The organism is Paenibacillus sp. 1_12 (genome assembly GCF_900114475.1).
In the GTDB taxonomy this organism is placed as follows: Bacteria; Bacillota; Bacilli; order Paenibacillales; family NBRC-103111; genus Paenibacillus_S.
This window is the reverse complement of sequence record NZ_FOTE01000003.1, coordinates 172,711-186,156: the sequence shown is the minus strand read 5'-3', so window position 1 is coordinate 186,156 and position 13,446 is coordinate 172,711. Positions and strand designations below refer to the sequence as shown.

Below are 13,446 nucleotides of genomic sequence, written 5' to 3'. Positions count from 1 at the left end.
AAGCGCCTATCAGCGCTTCTTCGATTTCTCCATATTTTTCTCCATCATCTCGATGTACATATCGAGCGCCGCATTGGCTTCGGCCAGATCGTCCTGGTCCATCTGGTTCAGCTCGCTGTAGGTGATATTCATATCACTCAGCAGCAATCGCCACATCGCCCAGTTACGCTCAGCCCGCTGACGCGCTTCATTCCTGGTTATGGTCATCCGATGCTTCCTCGTCTTCGCCTTCAAGGAAACGGAAGGAGGCCGCAATCACATCGTTGAATTCCTTTTTGTCGCTGCCAAAGTAATCCCACGAAATCTTCGGCTCGACGATGACGTTCTTCATCATTTCCTCAGCAAGCTTTTCTTCCTGCGGGACGCCGAACTTGTTCTTTACGCGGTCGCTGATTTGCGCAGCCGCACGTACACCCGGAAACTGAAACATATACGATTTCCCACTGCGGGAAGTGTAGTTCTTTTGCTTAAAGTTGCTCATCGAGCAATCACTCCTTCAAATTGTTATGGATGTGCAACTGCTATGGCTTACGCCAAATTAAGATCCATGGCCTGGAATTCATATTCACGCTCTGCGGCATCCTTGCCATACTTGCGGTCAGCCTGCTTTTTTAGAAAAGCCTGCGTTACCGTGGTCGTTTGCTTCGGCTCGTTGTACGAAATAATGCTGATCGGAACCAATTTACCGGTATTAGCCAAATTGTCGAGAAATGTCGTCTGCGGACTCGTTTGCTGCAGCGTGATTTTGATCGTGCCCAAGCTGTTATTAATCTTGGTACGTATCGCGTCACCCAAAGCGCCTACCTTGGTATCATAATTATTTTCATCCTTGGATACTTCCACCATGCTTTCGCCGAGCCCGGTCATAAACACACCGTCTACGGTAATTGAAACGTTCTTTGGATCGTAAGTTGTTGTAGCCATTGTTATTCCTCCTTAGAATTGGATTACATCATAAAAGTGTCTATTTCTTAAAATTGGATAACCCCATGGATCGTTGCATCATGCACGGCACCAGCAAGCTCGAAGTAAAAAGAGCCATCATTGTAGCTGCGCGCTGCACGGTCAGCCGGGTCAACCTCATCACGTGATTTGAATGTGGTTCCATACAAACCGATACCATCCTCATCGCTTGCGATAATGCCTTGATTATGGGCACGCTGAAGCACCGTTTTGACTACACCCTCGATTTGGGCAATACCCGCTGTGGTGTAAGGAACCTTTGGCGTGCTGTTCAATAGCTTTTGAATCCCATATTCGATGGAAAACTTCACGTAATCTCTGGCGTGGATAATATCGATATATTCCGCATCGACAACCCGGCCTTCTGTCGTTACCGCATCACCGGCTTTGGTGATATAAGTGTTCGCGCCCAGATTATGAATCGCCAACAACTCGCTGCTGGACAGCTCCAATGGTTGAATACCGTTCAACTTCTTGAATTTCCAAGTGATGCTGCCTACAGGTGCCGAGCCTGCTGCTCCAACCCATGCCGCTTCGGGATAATTTGCGGTCGTCGTATGATAGAGAACGGTCGTACGGGTGTAATCCTTAGCTTTGATTGCCGCCAAATCCGTCAAGCTTGACGAACGGGTGAAGAATTGATGAGTCCCATCGGCTTCAATCTCATCGGCAACAGCAAGCACATCAACCTTGGCAGCGGAGGTACTGACCAGGAAATACCAGTCTTTATCCAGAACAGCCTGCAATCGTTGAACCAGTGTTTCTTCGGACTCGCCTGTTGTTGAATTGTGGCAAGTGATAGCAATCACGGAAGGTGCTTGATCGCCTTGGGCAAAAATCGCCTGTGCCGCTTTATATTCCTCTGTGGTTTCGATAAAATCCGTTTTAACACCCGCCAAATCGGTGTATTCTTTATAAACGGAGCCGCCTGCTTTTGCTCCGAGAATAAGTACCTTACCAAATCCTAAACGCCCTACGGGCTTTTGAATATCGATGACAACCGTTACGTCTTTTGTTGTGTTGGCCATGTTAATTCCTCCCTATTTCCAATTTACTGTTTGAATGGTCCCTTGATTCATATCCACTACACTTGCGGTTCGAAAGGTCACATACAATTGACTTCTTCGCTCCCATACACCTTCAATAGCCGTATCGCGGTTTTTAATCTTTCCAGCCTGCACCACGACCAGATCGGCCCCCTGCTTTAAAACATCGTGCCCGACGACACGGAACCAGTCGTGCATCCGAATCGCATTCGTCCAGCTTTCCAGCTGTTGGTTCGAGCAGGAATTCAAGCTGATACGGCAAGTAGGCTGCTCCGTGTAACGCTCCATCACTTCTTCAGCGCCAGCTGCAACAAGTGTCATGGCTGGTGTACTATCTGGAAATGTAATAGGCCCGGAATAGCTGTACATGATATACGGATATTGCTCTGGCCTTGCTGCATCCACCTTCACGACCGGAATACCCAGATGAGCAGTCAAGCCACCCACGATTACCGATTGAATCAGCTCCAGATCAATCATGGGCACACCTGCCTTCCACTGGACGAAGATGACTGGCAAGCCTTGTTTGGTTGAAAGCGGGCGAACGCGACTGCTGTCGGCAACTCTTCTTCTTACTCGTCAACTTGGGTTGCTCCTTTCCTGCTTGGGCTCCTGCTGCGTCCTGCATGATCAAGCTTTTGTTTCAAAACAAGAACACTTGTTCGTATTCTGTTCTCATTATTAGGTGGCAGTCGTAAGGGGCTGTTCGTTCAAGCTTGCCAATGGTTTGCAGTACATCGCCTGGCGGCAGTCTACACTAGCCCTCGTGTCTCCTTAACTCTGATGCTCCTTATGTTCACCTTGCTTCGCTTGCACTACTTTTTTACTCGCTGTCTGCACATAACCTTGTACGGTTCCTTTTTTCACGCCCAGCAATTCTGCGATCTCGCTTAAGGAATAACTCATCCCATGATGAAGCTCATAGCATTCCCGTTCGCGGGTGCTCAGTCCGGCCAATGCCTGTTCAATCTGTATTCTTTGCAACTCTGTAACCGCGGCAGGCTTGTCCGTTACTGGACTGTACTGCTGCATATAAATTTGCATTTGGAACGGATCTACGAGCTTTTCCCGTTGATAAGCGGCCCTCCGTTCAATACCTCTGCGGTTACCCGGACATTTGCCGGTATGCATCCATTCAATGGCATAATTGACATCGGCAATCATCTCCGCGATTAATTGCTGCTCCTCGGGAGGGTGGGCAGCTTCTTTAGCCTTGATCAGAATATGATGGGTGCTGCGGTAAGCTTGCTTCAGCTCGGCTATATTGGTGAGCCATGGTTGATTTGGACTTTCTGGATTCATTTGCATAACCTCCTGATTTTGGTTTATATAAAATAAATACCTTTTGGTAACACTTGCTCAACAAAAAAATCATCCTAGCTTTCCTATCCCTTTTACGAGTGCAATCCCTTTACTACTTTTACTCGAAATCCAATTTTCCACCTCTCCTCATCGGCTTGTGCTATAATACTAATCAAACAACACGCTTTGGTAAAGCTGGAAAAACAGGCAAATAACCCCTGCAACATACAGTTATCTATCTTTTTAACCTTTTGGTAACACTTTTTCGTTATTTCTCTTTACCTTTTGGAATATTTTCGGTATATTATTACCAAGAGGTAATGAAGGGTAGGTTCTTACTATGAGCGAAACGCAGTTTGGCAGCTATCTGAAATCCGTCCGTGAACGCAAAAAAATCAGCATTAATCAGCTGGCACTGGATTCTGGAATTAGTAATGCTCAGATCTCACGCATCGAAAATGGTCTGAGAGGTATCCCCAAACCGGAAACGATTCGCAAGCTAGCCGATGCCTTGAAAGTATCCTATGAGGAAATGATGAGTCAGGCCGGCCATATGCCGGAGGAACGGCTGCATGAAATTCCCGAATGGGCTACGTACAGAGACAAGCGCGATTTCAAAAAAATGTTAGAGGAAGATGGCGAGGTCATGTTTGACGGTATGCCGATCAACGATGCTGACAGGCAGAGGATTATGGACGTTTTGACCGGTTTTTTCTGGGAAGCCAAGCAGATGAACAAACGCACCAAACCACAGAACTCCGATACTCCGCCCAAGCCGTGAACATCACAGGTCGTAACTGCCTTACTAATTGAATTAGCCGGGTGATGATAATGGAAAATACCGTATCCAAGCTTATACAACGACATAAAACCAACTGCCCCTATACGATTGCCCGTGCGATGGGGATCCAAGTTAGATTCCATGACCTGGGGACGAATACGAGAGGCATCTATTATCGCAAGCTCAAAAGACGGTTTATTGTGATCCATAACCAGCTTTCTTCGGAATGGCAGCGATTCGTTTGTGCCCACGAACTTGGACATGATCGACTTCATCAAGGGATCAGCCGTTTTTTTCTGGAGGAGCATTCCTTCTTTAATCCGGGTAAATTTGAAATGCAGGCTAATCGCTTCGCCGTTAAATTACTCGTATTCAACAGCGAAATTCATCAGGAAGAAACGATTGAACAGTTTTGCACGCGCCATGGCATTCCCGAGGAGATGCACAGATTTTATTAAAAACGAGTTCAAAAAGTCGACTTTTCAGCACCGAGAAGGTTGTAAGAAGTGCGGTGCTCAATTAGGCAAACCTAAATGAGCACCGCACTTCGAGTCTGAATGCAAGATTCGATGCCGAATTAGCTTCCTGTCAGACTTCGTGATCAAAAGAGGACTTTTTGAACATCCACTAAAACCGTTTGTGATTGTTCCCATTAAACAGGTCATCCCGGTTTCCTAATTTATGTGCAGCCTCCTCATAAATTTTCACAATTTCGCGTACTTTATCAAACTCTTCATCATTTGGACCGAGACCGTCCATGAACATACGTTTTAAGATCTCACGAAAATAATTGACACGACTTAATACGAGTTTTTTCTCCTGCTCAATGACCTCTTCAATCGAATTCGCTTGAATAAATGCATCCATGTCATCCATGTTGTCCTTATCATTTGCAGGCTCCGGTTGATCCTCAATTTTGCCGCGGTACGAAATTTGCTCTTCTGACTGCTGCCCCAGATCCATCGAGGAATGGATATTTGACAATAAAATTCTTTCCTTCGCCAGCATGACCAAAAAGGTTTTATTGGTAAACATATCTGCGATGACGAGTCGGCTCATTTCCTTATTGCCCAGCAGTATCCCTTCAAAAGGATGAAGAATCCAGACCTCATCACTCAAATAGAGGTTAAAAGTAAACCATTCGCCACCAAACAAATAACGTAGATTAATGGATGATCCGTTCATAATTTCGAATTCAAACTCTAGCATTGGCAGCCTCCGATCTATAGATACTACTTACATAGTACCAGATTCATAGGCGTTGGAAAACATGACCTTCACTGACAATTATCATCATATGTCTTCATTCCTCATCGTTCAATGACGCTATATACCGTGCCCTCTCCATGCTGGCCAGCACAATCAGTGTGATAATTGTACCCAGTGCCGTCAACATATCAAGCATAGGAACACCTCAATTTCAATTAGTGTGATTCCTGATCATACCTAACCTTATGCGTAACCGACTTGCCCATATTCCATTCATTGTATGCGTATGAAACCCGTTTGTTACACAAGCAGGTCGAATGAACCGAGATGAAGCTTTCTTAAGACAGGGAATAATTAGTACTCCCCCTACAAAGGTATACGTACAACGACAAAAACCGAGAGCTAAACGCTCCCGGTTTCTTTGTAATGCTCACTTATGCTGTTTATCCTACTCCAAAAAGCTCGACAAAGACTGGTTTTGTTGTTGATTTTGGATCGATGCATTTGCTCCTGAGGTAATACCGAGACGCTGATTCAATGTTTTGTTGATCTCCGTCATTTTGGACGTATGCTCCGTTGCAGTTTGAATAATGCTGCGGTTCGATTGCTCATATAAATCCATCGCTGTGAACAGATCGCCAATCGCTTGATTAATAACATCCATTGATAAAGCAGGCTTGCCGAGTAAATCATTCGTTTTCTGTGTCGTTTCCTTCAGCTGCCTCGAATTTTCGGCAAACATGGTCTCCAATGTCCGGTTGGCGGAATTGACCGCATCAATCGTATCCAGCTGATCCTGAAGTGCCATGGAAATCATCGCAGATACAGTGATCAAGTGCTGGGTTTTGTGAATCGTACTGTCTACCGCATCAATCAGCTTATCATTATTGTCGTTAATAATATCAGTGCCTGCAATTGCCTGCTGATACAGTAAAATCATTTCGGTAAACGATTGGATACGAGTAACCACCTTGCGCAGTCCACGTTCCAGATGGGTTTTGCGATTCGCATTCTCCGGCTTGCTGATCTCTTGCTCAAACAACTCTTTCAGTTTATTGCCCATCGCAATTCGTGCTTGAACATTGTAAACCTCTTGAATCGCTGTACGCTTCAAATTTTTCATATATACGATATTTTCCTGCAAGGTATCCTTGCCGTTTCGCAGCGATTGGACAATAGCCGCTACATTCGTATTCACAGATTGATATTTATAGACAAAATTTTTCATAGGCGTTTTTTTCAGCAGCTTATCAAAAAAACCAACCTGCTTGCTTTTATTAAGCGCATCCACCTCGCCGCGGAGCTTAAGTATATTATTGGACACCTCGGCCCGCTTGCCGGACATCAACTCATTCACAGGACGTTCAAGCATCGACAGCGACTGTCCTGCCTTTTCCATCGTTCGTTGACCCATATTCCCGATCTCATCCATGAGGCTATCCAGGTTTAAGGTATCGGTCGTCGATACTTTTTGAATCAGCTGCTGTGCTTCCTGCTCTACCTTTTGTACATCCTCTTGTTTAAGCAATACAAGCTCCGTCAATGGTTGTGTTGACAATAATCTCAGCCCCTTAAAGGTTAGTTTTGTACGTTGTAGCGTTCATGAATTAGATCGATTTTGGTTTGCAGATCTATCAAATCTCTATGTTCGATAGACTCGACATAAAAGGAGATTTTAGAATTAATATCTTTAAGTCCTGACAGCAAAAGTCGACGGTTTTGACGTTTGGCTTCTCCGCTCAATTTCAGAAAAGGATTAACCGCTCCGTTCAAATCCTTGAACACCAGCCGATGAATATTATGATTAATATTCCCATCATTCAGCTCCTGAAGCTGCGGAATCACCCGCTGAAGCCGAGTTAACAAGGAGAGTGTTTTCTCCACAATTTCATTATCGAGATTGTCTTTTTGCCCTTCAGATATCATCATATCTTCCAGTACACCAATATACTCAAGAACTGGTCCCCATATTGGGTCTTTAGTCAGAGAATCCTGCGGACTGGATGGCAAAGGTGTTGAAGCTTGGGATGGAGCTATTGGCTCGGCAAAAGGTTTTGCACCTTGCATCGGATGCTTCGGTTTGAAGAAAATAAGTGCCAGAAACGACAGTCCAGCTGGAAGCAGAAACGCGACATAAACGGGTACAAATAATGTAGCAAGCAAGCCGATCAAGTAACCTGCAACAACGAATACGGTAAAAAGCTTGAGACGTGACATACGCTTCTTTCACCTCCTAAGAGTTTTGCCAGTGGTAAAGCACGGAAACAAAGGCGAACGCTGACGCTTTTCCAGGTATCATTTGGCCGGTGCGCTCATAATTCAACACACATTAGCAGACCTCAAGGCATACTTCGTCAGCTTGTCTTATATATAACCATCATATCACAAAATCGCTCCAGGCTAAATCCGTTAAACGTGTTATCCTCTTTTTACAGACTGTCCAAATATGTCCATGCCAAAACAGCCCCCTTTAGCAGGGAGCTGTTCCAATTTTTAAATAGATTTTTCTAGTTCCGTCAACCATTACCTGTAGTTAACACAATCGGCTGCTCAACATAACTGGCTGTAAGCTCCAGCTGCGGGACGGGTATCGCAACAGCCTCACCTAATACCGCTTTTACAGCCAAATAAGGAATATTCACTCCGGACAAGCACGTAATATACAGTCCACCAGACATTCTTGGGTTAATCTCCAGTAACTTGGGAACGCCTTTATTGTATTTCACCTGAATATTATATACGTAAGGTATCCGATATTCTGTAGCAAACCGTCTTGAAATTTCAAGCAGCTCCGGCACATCCTCCAATAAATAGAGCCGTCCTGCCTCCTTGCGACGTGGAATAGCGGCTTGCAGTTCACCGTCAGCTGAAGCCAGACAATCAATGCTGTATTCATTGCCCTCCAAAAGCTCCATAACCATAATATCTTCAAACGTCTCCTGAGAGGAAAAAGCTTCATAAGCCTGTTCGAAGGTTATATTCAGGTTAACCCAGCCATACAGCTCCTCAAGCCGATTCTGCGACTCCACTATAATCCGAAAGCCCATACCGCCTTCTGCATTTGTTGGTTTGAAGCATACCTTCAGCCCTTTGGCCGTTAAGCTTTCGTAAGCTTTCTTGAAGGCAGCCGCCGTATTAACAACATAATACTCGGGAATCTCCACGATCTGTTTGCCGCGTACGGATTCATAAAATAAATCCTTCTCCATCAGATTTTCCATCAAATCCGTATCGCGGCAAATCATAACCTTGGTGCCGATCTCCTCAAATAGATTCACATACTTGGAGATTTCCAGCATCTTCAATCGCGGAATGAAAACATCAATTCGATGGCGCTTGCAAAATTCCAAGCAAAATTCCACATATTCAAAGCCATCCAGCTCCGGCTCTGTTTCTGCATGATCGCTAGCCTGCAAGGACATATGTTGTATATTGGGATGAGTTCCGTACAATTCAAATTGTTCTCCATAAGGATTGTTGCGGATCATATTCATATAATGATAAGCTACTGAAAACCAGCGATTAAACCAAATCCGCTTCATACTACGCCTTCTTTCTTCTCACAGATCGTTCCGTTCCTGTATGTATTTCGTTCCAATACTTGTTCCAAAAGCTCCTCGGATGCATAAATACCTGAATGCTGCGTGAAAGTAATATGTGGATGCTCGGGATAATGCTTGAATAGCTCTCCATGTCTGGGTGCGATAGCTTCATCCGCAGCTAGCAGCAGACTCTCATCCAATAAAGAGTCTCCCGCGGCTATAACATTAGAGGCTCCAAGTCGCTCCTTGAGATGAAGCATAGCGGCACCCTTGCTTAAAGCTGCGGGTACCAGATATATTTTTCTGCCTTGGATCGACAAGTTCCAGCCCAGCTCCGCGATTCTCGCACGAAAATCATCAAGCCCCGGCTGTGGAATCTTATCACGCAAGACGACCAACGAATAAAATAGATCATCCGCGTACTTTTCCGTCAGTACCCACTCTGGCGTTGCAATCTCATCCCAATATCGTTTAATATCTGCAGCCGGCGCACTAGAATGGGCAACAGCCGCCGTCACGGCTTGCTTCCAATGCTCATCAGCTTGTCCATTCACAAGAATCGTCCCGCCGTTGCTCGTTATCGCATAGTTCGGCTTTACCGTATCCTTGAATACAAAAATGCGTTCATACTGCACGACAGTCCGCGTCGTAACCGGAATAAAATCCATACGAGCTGTCACTTCGGCTAGCAAATGGATCGCACGTTTTGTCATAAAGGAAATATGTCTTTCCTCATACAATTCAATTGGAACGGTCTGCTCCTGCGGCTTCAGCTGTCCCATGGAAGCTTCCGAGTAAATCAAGGTTTGATCCAAATCACTGGCAAATATCACGCTTCGGCCTCCCCTTTGGCTAATGGCTTTATAATCCCACAGCATGAATAAGTAAGATTCGGATACACTTCAACCGATACATGACGATCCTCAGCCAGCAGCAAAATATGCCGCAGATTCGGGTTGTCCAAGCGGTCTACGAGAATTTTCCAAGGCACTCTGCGCAGCAGGACACGGGTCGTCTCACCGACGCCGGGTTTAACCAGATTCACATCTGCAATACCATAATCCTGTTGAATCCGCTTAATGTCCTGTATACCTTTCCATGTCGCCTCGGTTTGCTCCGGCTGCTGCAGGAATAAGGAAGCTGTTTCTTTGGCAGCCGCCTCAATGCGCTTAAAATAGCTCGCTACCTTATCAATAAACAGATTGGAAAGATCCTTGGACAGCCATTCCTTATAGAACTTGGCACCATGAAAATCATTCGGACCAATCAGATCGTCCCTCAGCACTGTTCTGCTCATTAAGCCGGACACGGTTGAATTCAGGCAGGCACTCGGTATGAGGAAATCCTCACGGGTACCAAAGGTTTCCGAGCAATAACCGGGATCTGCCAGCACAGCGAGATCATCATTCAAGCTCACGCCATACTTTTCCTTCATATGCGCACAAGCCTCGACCAACACCTTGCGAATAGCACCTTTACCCGTCCATCCATCGACAAACTGTATCTCATGGTCAGGATGTTGATGCAGCATATATCGAATCGCATTCTCATCAATACCTTTACCGCGAATAATCGAGATACTGTAATGAGGCAGATCGATGTGATGCACCTCTTGTATATACCGTTTTATTAAAATCCCGATCGGTGTGCCGGCACGGGCCAATGAAGCAAGCACCGTATGTTCGCCGCGTTTACTTAGAATCAATTCAGCGACAACGCCAGCCGCGGCGGCTACTTTTTCAGCTGACTCTTCGAGCGTATCATGAAACAGCTGGATGTAATCATCTGTAGGCTGGTATTCCACAGGAAGCATTTCCGAGTAATGCACACCAGACTGAATCGCCTCTTCACGATCCTCTGTCCCTCTCTCCAGCTTGATATCGCTTAAATCCTTTAACAGAAACTGCACATCTGCTGGGCTGTAGCTGCCAACTGCTGGGGGAGCTTGAATCTCCTTGGAAAATAGCTCTGTTTTCATGAGTTCCGCTCCTTCTTTACATCGTTCTTAGGCGGGCTAAAATAAACAAGATGAATATGCGGTGTATATGTGCGCTGTAAAGCCTCCAGAAAAGGTAGGCTTGCTTCTGAGGATGCTTCCCTTTCCATAAAAACAAACAGCTCATCATAATGACCAGGAGGAATATTGTATAGGAAATTCATCACAGCCGGATCTTCCGGACAGGTATAGGCATCCCGATACCCGATCGCATAACCATCTTCATGGCTGGGGTGAATTGGACTGCGTGTAGTAGACTGATACAGGATTCCATCCCCCATCTCAGCTGCAATACGCATTGGCACATACATAAACTCACCAGTACCGATGCATAAGGTATTGGAGCCTGTTCTTTGAGATTTCAGGAAGGCCGCAGCCTGCTCGACCTGCTTATCCAGCAGTTGATTGTCCTCATATTGGAGCCCGAACCTGCCTGTTAAGCTTACATACGGATTCAAATTCAAGTCACCTATGGTATTGCTTGAGGTTACCTCAATATGGTCAAATTCATTGTACACGTAGTGGGTCGTCAATGTTGAAGGCTCGTCATCCGCAAGAACAGAAGGTACGGCTTCATCCTTATATTCAATCGAGCTGCCTATGACCTCGAGCGTTCCTTCAATCAACGACAGGCATACAATCTCAATCTCCAGCTCTGCTTCGAGTTTCGTAAATTGTTCGCGATCTGCATCCGATCTCCAATCCAAGAGACTGGCAACGATGTATTTGGAACGCGGAAATTTCATATGTAAATCGCGAATCATATTCAGCGCGGTTTTACCCGTCGTAATCTCATCGTCTACCAGGACGACAGGCTGTGTTCCTTGGAAAAAGCGTTCGTCAAGCGCATAACAGCGATGCGCTGTTGCGTGTGAATGCTCTTCCTCAAAGCTAAGGATGGAATGCAGCTCTCTGATTGATTCTCGTGTTGTGTGCAAATATCGGGTAGATCCACGAAATACTTCATACATACTATGACCCAATGCTGTTGCCGTCTCTGCAAAGCCTATGAAGAGGTGCGGCTGATCGATAAGCAATGGACTTTGCTTTAATCTGGCATATAAATCTGCTGCATAAACGTCAGGGTTACGAATTGCTTGAACCATTTCCGGAAGATCCACGGACACCGGATTTCCATTGTCCTGCTGCAGCAGAACGGCAAGAGCAGCTCCTCCAAGCAAGGAAACATGCGGATGAACAGGAATGTGCTTGCCCAATACTTTGCTGACGAACAAAAAGCTTCTTTTCTTATTAATTCTGGCTGCCATCAAAAACAGCTCGTCCATCGGTAGATTCAGAGGATTGCTCGTGACATGAACAATAACCTCTAATTGGTCTTTAATTTTGTACGTATGCTTGCTCTTGACCAAGTCGGACGAGCAGGGAATTGAAGTTTTGATTTTCATGAAACACCCCATATACTTTTGATCTGTTCATAATCCGCTGCGCCCAATTCAAATGGGGTTTAATCTCGTTCATTTTATTCGCATACTGGCTTTTCATTACACCGAGATATCCATTATTATTGGCAATGATTGAGGTGGCATCGAGATATTCTTCGTAGCTGACTACCAGAAGTGCTTGAACCATTGAAATATGCGTGGGATGAATGATCGTTTTACCAATAAGGCCATTTTCTTTATCCAAAGCGATTTCACGAAGCAATCCATCTGTCTGGCGGTTGACAACCTGCATTCTAACTCTTCTACCCTTGCGACCCAATGCATCCTCAAAAGGATTCTGCAGAACCGTCTGCTTTGGTGATCGGTCGCTGTTGAAATATTCCCACACCGGACCGGAAATCACATAACCATCCTCAACGCGTCCAAAAACATTAATAATATCCATCACACAATCCCTGATGACTCCCAGATCATAGATCGTCATGTCTGAGCTTCTCCTAATGCCGAAAAGGCTGGAGAAATCTGTCGCACCGATTCGAATATTAAGGATATATTCCTTGTAGGGCTTCAGCAGCTTTTTGATCGTCAGTAATGTATCCAGCCTGCTCTCCCGATAAATCACAGCCGCGGTTTCTAGTATCGGCATTCCATATAAGACTGCTGCAGACGGAGATTTAAACCGATTGTAATCCATGAGGAGTTGAAGGTATTGATGTGCATTGTCTACAGTAAATTTAGGAAATACAAACCCGGTAAGCAATGCGGCATCTTCTTTCAGCAGGGTCAGCATCTTGTGCATCTGCTCCGGTGAGCGAACACGGATGAACAGCAAGGGCAGGCTTTGGACTGTCATCGTGCCAAGACGAATCCATGCTGACAATCTTCGTAATTGTTGTATCAGGCATTCCTCGGCAAGCTCTAACTGGTGATCTCCTACAGCATCTTCTAGATCCAATACAAGGGAGGTCAGTCCTTCATGTTTACCAGACACGATATCATCTGCGATCGTTTGCCTGGTGGCAGGTGTATATAAGGCAGCCCCGATAGCAATAGAAAGCAGTTCTTTATCGGACGTATTATCAAAAGAGACGGGTGATTCATAAAAGAGGAGCTGTTCCTCTTCTTCAGAGAGGTAATTAAAATAACGCATGCAATCGCTCCTCCGTTTCTATTACACTTAATTTAAAATATCCTCCCGAAATTG

The 13,446-nt window shown here is 45.4% G+C and carries 16 protein-coding genes; 2 read left to right on the top strand and 14 right to left on the bottom strand.

Annotated elements, in window-relative coordinates; all coding sequences use genetic code 11:
- Nucleotides 1-9: 9 nt before the first annotated feature.
- From BM210_RS08430 to BM210_RS08405, 6 genes are all read right to left on the bottom strand, one after another.
- Complete coding sequence (locus BM210_RS08430) at nt 10-207, bottom strand: hypothetical protein (protein ID WP_091167051.1); 198 nt, start codon at nt 205-207, stop codon at nt 10-12.
- A complete protein-coding gene (locus BM210_RS08425) occupies nt 188-481 on the bottom strand; it encodes a hypothetical protein (RefSeq protein ID WP_091167050.1) in 294 nt (97 codons plus the stop codon). Before BM210_RS08425 ends, BM210_RS08430 begins: the two co-directional genes overlap by 20 nt.
- Before the next feature lie 47 nt (nt 482-528).
- Nucleotides 529-924, bottom strand: coding sequence for a phage structural protein (locus tag BM210_RS08420; protein WP_091167048.1), 396 nt, complete (start codon nt 922-924; stop codon nt 529-531).
- 47 nt (nt 925-971) lie between these two features.
- Nucleotides 972-1,991, bottom strand: a complete 1,020-nt coding sequence (locus tag BM210_RS08415; protein WP_091167046.1) for a DUF3383 family protein — start codon at nt 1,989-1,991, stop codon at nt 972-974.
- Between the two features lie 12 nt (nt 1,992-2,003).
- The gene (locus BM210_RS08410; RefSeq protein ID WP_091167045.1) at nt 2,004-2,489 is read right to left on the bottom strand and encodes a phage neck terminator protein; all 486 of its coding nucleotides are present in this window, start codon (nt 2,487-2,489) and stop codon (nt 2,004-2,006) included.
- Nucleotides 2,490-2,783: 294 nt separating this feature from the next.
- Entirely contained in the window at nt 2,784-3,311 is a 528-nt protein-coding gene (locus BM210_RS08405; protein WP_177237714.1) for a sigma-70 family RNA polymerase sigma factor, read from the bottom strand.
- A 340-nt stretch (nt 3,312-3,651) separates the two neighbouring features.
- Between BM210_RS08405 and BM210_RS08400 the strand changes: the two genes are divergently transcribed.
- Together BM210_RS08400 and BM210_RS08395 are read left to right on the top strand one after the other, a co-directional pair.
- Nucleotides 3,652-4,092, top strand: coding sequence for a helix-turn-helix domain-containing protein (locus tag BM210_RS08400; RefSeq protein ID WP_091167041.1), 441 nt, complete (start codon nt 3,652-3,654; stop codon nt 4,090-4,092).
- 50 nt (nt 4,093-4,142) lie between these two features.
- Complete coding sequence (locus BM210_RS08395; RefSeq protein WP_091167040.1) at nt 4,143-4,550, top strand: ImmA/IrrE family metallo-endopeptidase; 408 nt, start codon at nt 4,143-4,145, stop codon at nt 4,548-4,550.
- Between the two features lie 169 nt (nt 4,551-4,719).
- Here BM210_RS08395 and BM210_RS08390 read toward each other — a convergent pair whose 3' ends face one another.
- The 8 genes from BM210_RS08390 to BM210_RS08355 form a co-directional block, all read right to left on the bottom strand.
- Nucleotides 4,720-5,301, bottom strand: a complete 582-nt coding sequence (locus BM210_RS08390) for a hypothetical protein (protein WP_091167038.1) — start codon at nt 5,299-5,301, stop codon at nt 4,720-4,722.
- A 448-nt stretch (nt 5,302-5,749) separates the two neighbouring features.
- Nucleotides 5,750-6,859 carry a toxic anion resistance protein gene (locus tag BM210_RS08385; protein ID WP_091167036.1) on the bottom strand — a complete coding sequence of 370 codons (1,110 nt, stop codon included), beginning with the start codon at nt 6,857-6,859 and terminating at the stop codon, nt 5,750-5,752.
- Nucleotides 6,860-6,879: 20 nt separating this feature from the next.
- Nucleotides 6,880-7,518: a hypothetical protein gene (locus BM210_RS08380; RefSeq protein ID WP_091167034.1), complete on the bottom strand. Its 639-nt coding sequence runs from the start codon at nt 7,516-7,518 to the stop codon at nt 6,880-6,882.
- Nucleotides 7,519-7,817: 299 nt separating this feature from the next.
- Nucleotides 7,818-8,843: an ATP-grasp domain-containing protein gene (locus BM210_RS08375; RefSeq protein ID WP_091167033.1), complete on the bottom strand. Its 1,026-nt coding sequence runs from the start codon at nt 8,841-8,843 to the stop codon at nt 7,818-7,820.
- Nucleotides 8,840-9,676 carry a hypothetical protein gene (locus tag BM210_RS08370; protein WP_091167031.1) on the bottom strand — a complete coding sequence of 279 codons (837 nt, stop codon included), beginning with the start codon at nt 9,674-9,676 and terminating at the stop codon, nt 8,840-8,842. Before BM210_RS08370 ends, BM210_RS08375 begins: the two co-directional genes overlap by 4 nt.
- On the bottom strand, nt 9,673-10,821 hold the full coding sequence (locus BM210_RS08365) for a cysteine protease StiP family protein (RefSeq protein WP_091167030.1): 1,149 nt from the start codon (nt 10,819-10,821) through the stop codon (nt 9,673-9,675). Before BM210_RS08365 ends, BM210_RS08370 begins: the two co-directional genes overlap by 4 nt.
- Nucleotides 10,818-12,245, bottom strand: coding sequence for a phosphoribosyltransferase family protein (locus BM210_RS08360; RefSeq protein ID WP_091167028.1), 1,428 nt, complete (start codon nt 12,243-12,245; stop codon nt 10,818-10,820). Before BM210_RS08360 ends, BM210_RS08365 begins: the two co-directional genes overlap by 4 nt.
- Entirely contained in the window at nt 12,178-13,392 is a 1,215-nt protein-coding gene (locus BM210_RS08355; protein WP_091167027.1) for an HpcH/HpaI aldolase/citrate lyase family protein, read from the bottom strand. The genes BM210_RS08360 and BM210_RS08355 overlap by 68 nt, the downstream gene beginning before the upstream one ends.
- Between the last annotated feature and the right edge of the window lie 54 nt (nt 13,393-13,446).

Excerpts from the sequence above, each read along its gene's own strand:
- BM210_RS08430 (WP_091167051.1), bottom strand. The coding sequence starts at position 207 with ATGACCATAACCAGGAATGAAGCGCGTCAGCGGGCTGAGCGTAACTGG.
- BM210_RS08425 (WP_091167050.1), bottom strand. The coding sequence starts at position 481 with ATGAGCAACTTTAAGCAAAAGAACTACACTTCCCGCAGTGGGAAATCG.
- BM210_RS08420 (WP_091167048.1), bottom strand. The coding sequence starts at position 924 with ATGGCTACAACAACTTACGATCCAAAGAACGTTTCAATTACCGTAGAC.
- BM210_RS08415 (WP_091167046.1), bottom strand. The coding sequence starts at position 1,991 with ATGGCCAACACAACAAAAGACGTAACGGTTGTCATCGATATTCAAAAG.
- BM210_RS08410 (WP_091167045.1), bottom strand. The coding sequence starts at position 2,489 with ATGATTGATCTGGAGCTGATTCAATCGGTAATCGTGGGTGGCTTGACT.
- BM210_RS08405 (WP_177237714.1), bottom strand. The coding sequence starts at position 3,311 with ATGAATCCAGAAAGTCCAAATCAACCATGGCTCACCAATATAGCCGAG.
- BM210_RS08400 (WP_091167041.1), top strand. The coding sequence starts at position 3,652 with ATGAGCGAAACGCAGTTTGGCAGCTATCTGAAATCCGTCCGTGAACGC.
- BM210_RS08395 (WP_091167040.1), top strand. The coding sequence starts at position 4,143 with ATGGAAAATACCGTATCCAAGCTTATACAACGACATAAAACCAACTGC.
- BM210_RS08390 (WP_091167038.1), bottom strand. The coding sequence starts at position 5,301 with ATGCTAGAGTTTGAATTCGAAATTATGAACGGATCATCCATTAATCTA.
- BM210_RS08380 (WP_091167034.1), bottom strand. The coding sequence starts at position 7,518 with ATGTCACGTCTCAAGCTTTTTACCGTATTCGTTGTTGCAGGTTACTTG.
- BM210_RS08375 (WP_091167033.1), bottom strand. The coding sequence starts at position 8,843 with ATGAAGCGGATTTGGTTTAATCGCTGGTTTTCAGTAGCTTATCATTAT.
- BM210_RS08365 (WP_091167030.1), bottom strand. The coding sequence starts at position 10,821 with ATGAAAACAGAGCTATTTTCCAAGGAGATTCAAGCTCCCCCAGCAGTT.
- BM210_RS08360 (WP_091167028.1), bottom strand. The coding sequence starts at position 12,245 with ATGAAAATCAAAACTTCAATTCCCTGCTCGTCCGACTTGGTCAAGAGC.
- BM210_RS08355 (WP_091167027.1), bottom strand. The coding sequence starts at position 13,392 with ATGCGTTATTTTAATTACCTCTCTGAAGAAGAGGAACAGCTCCTCTTT.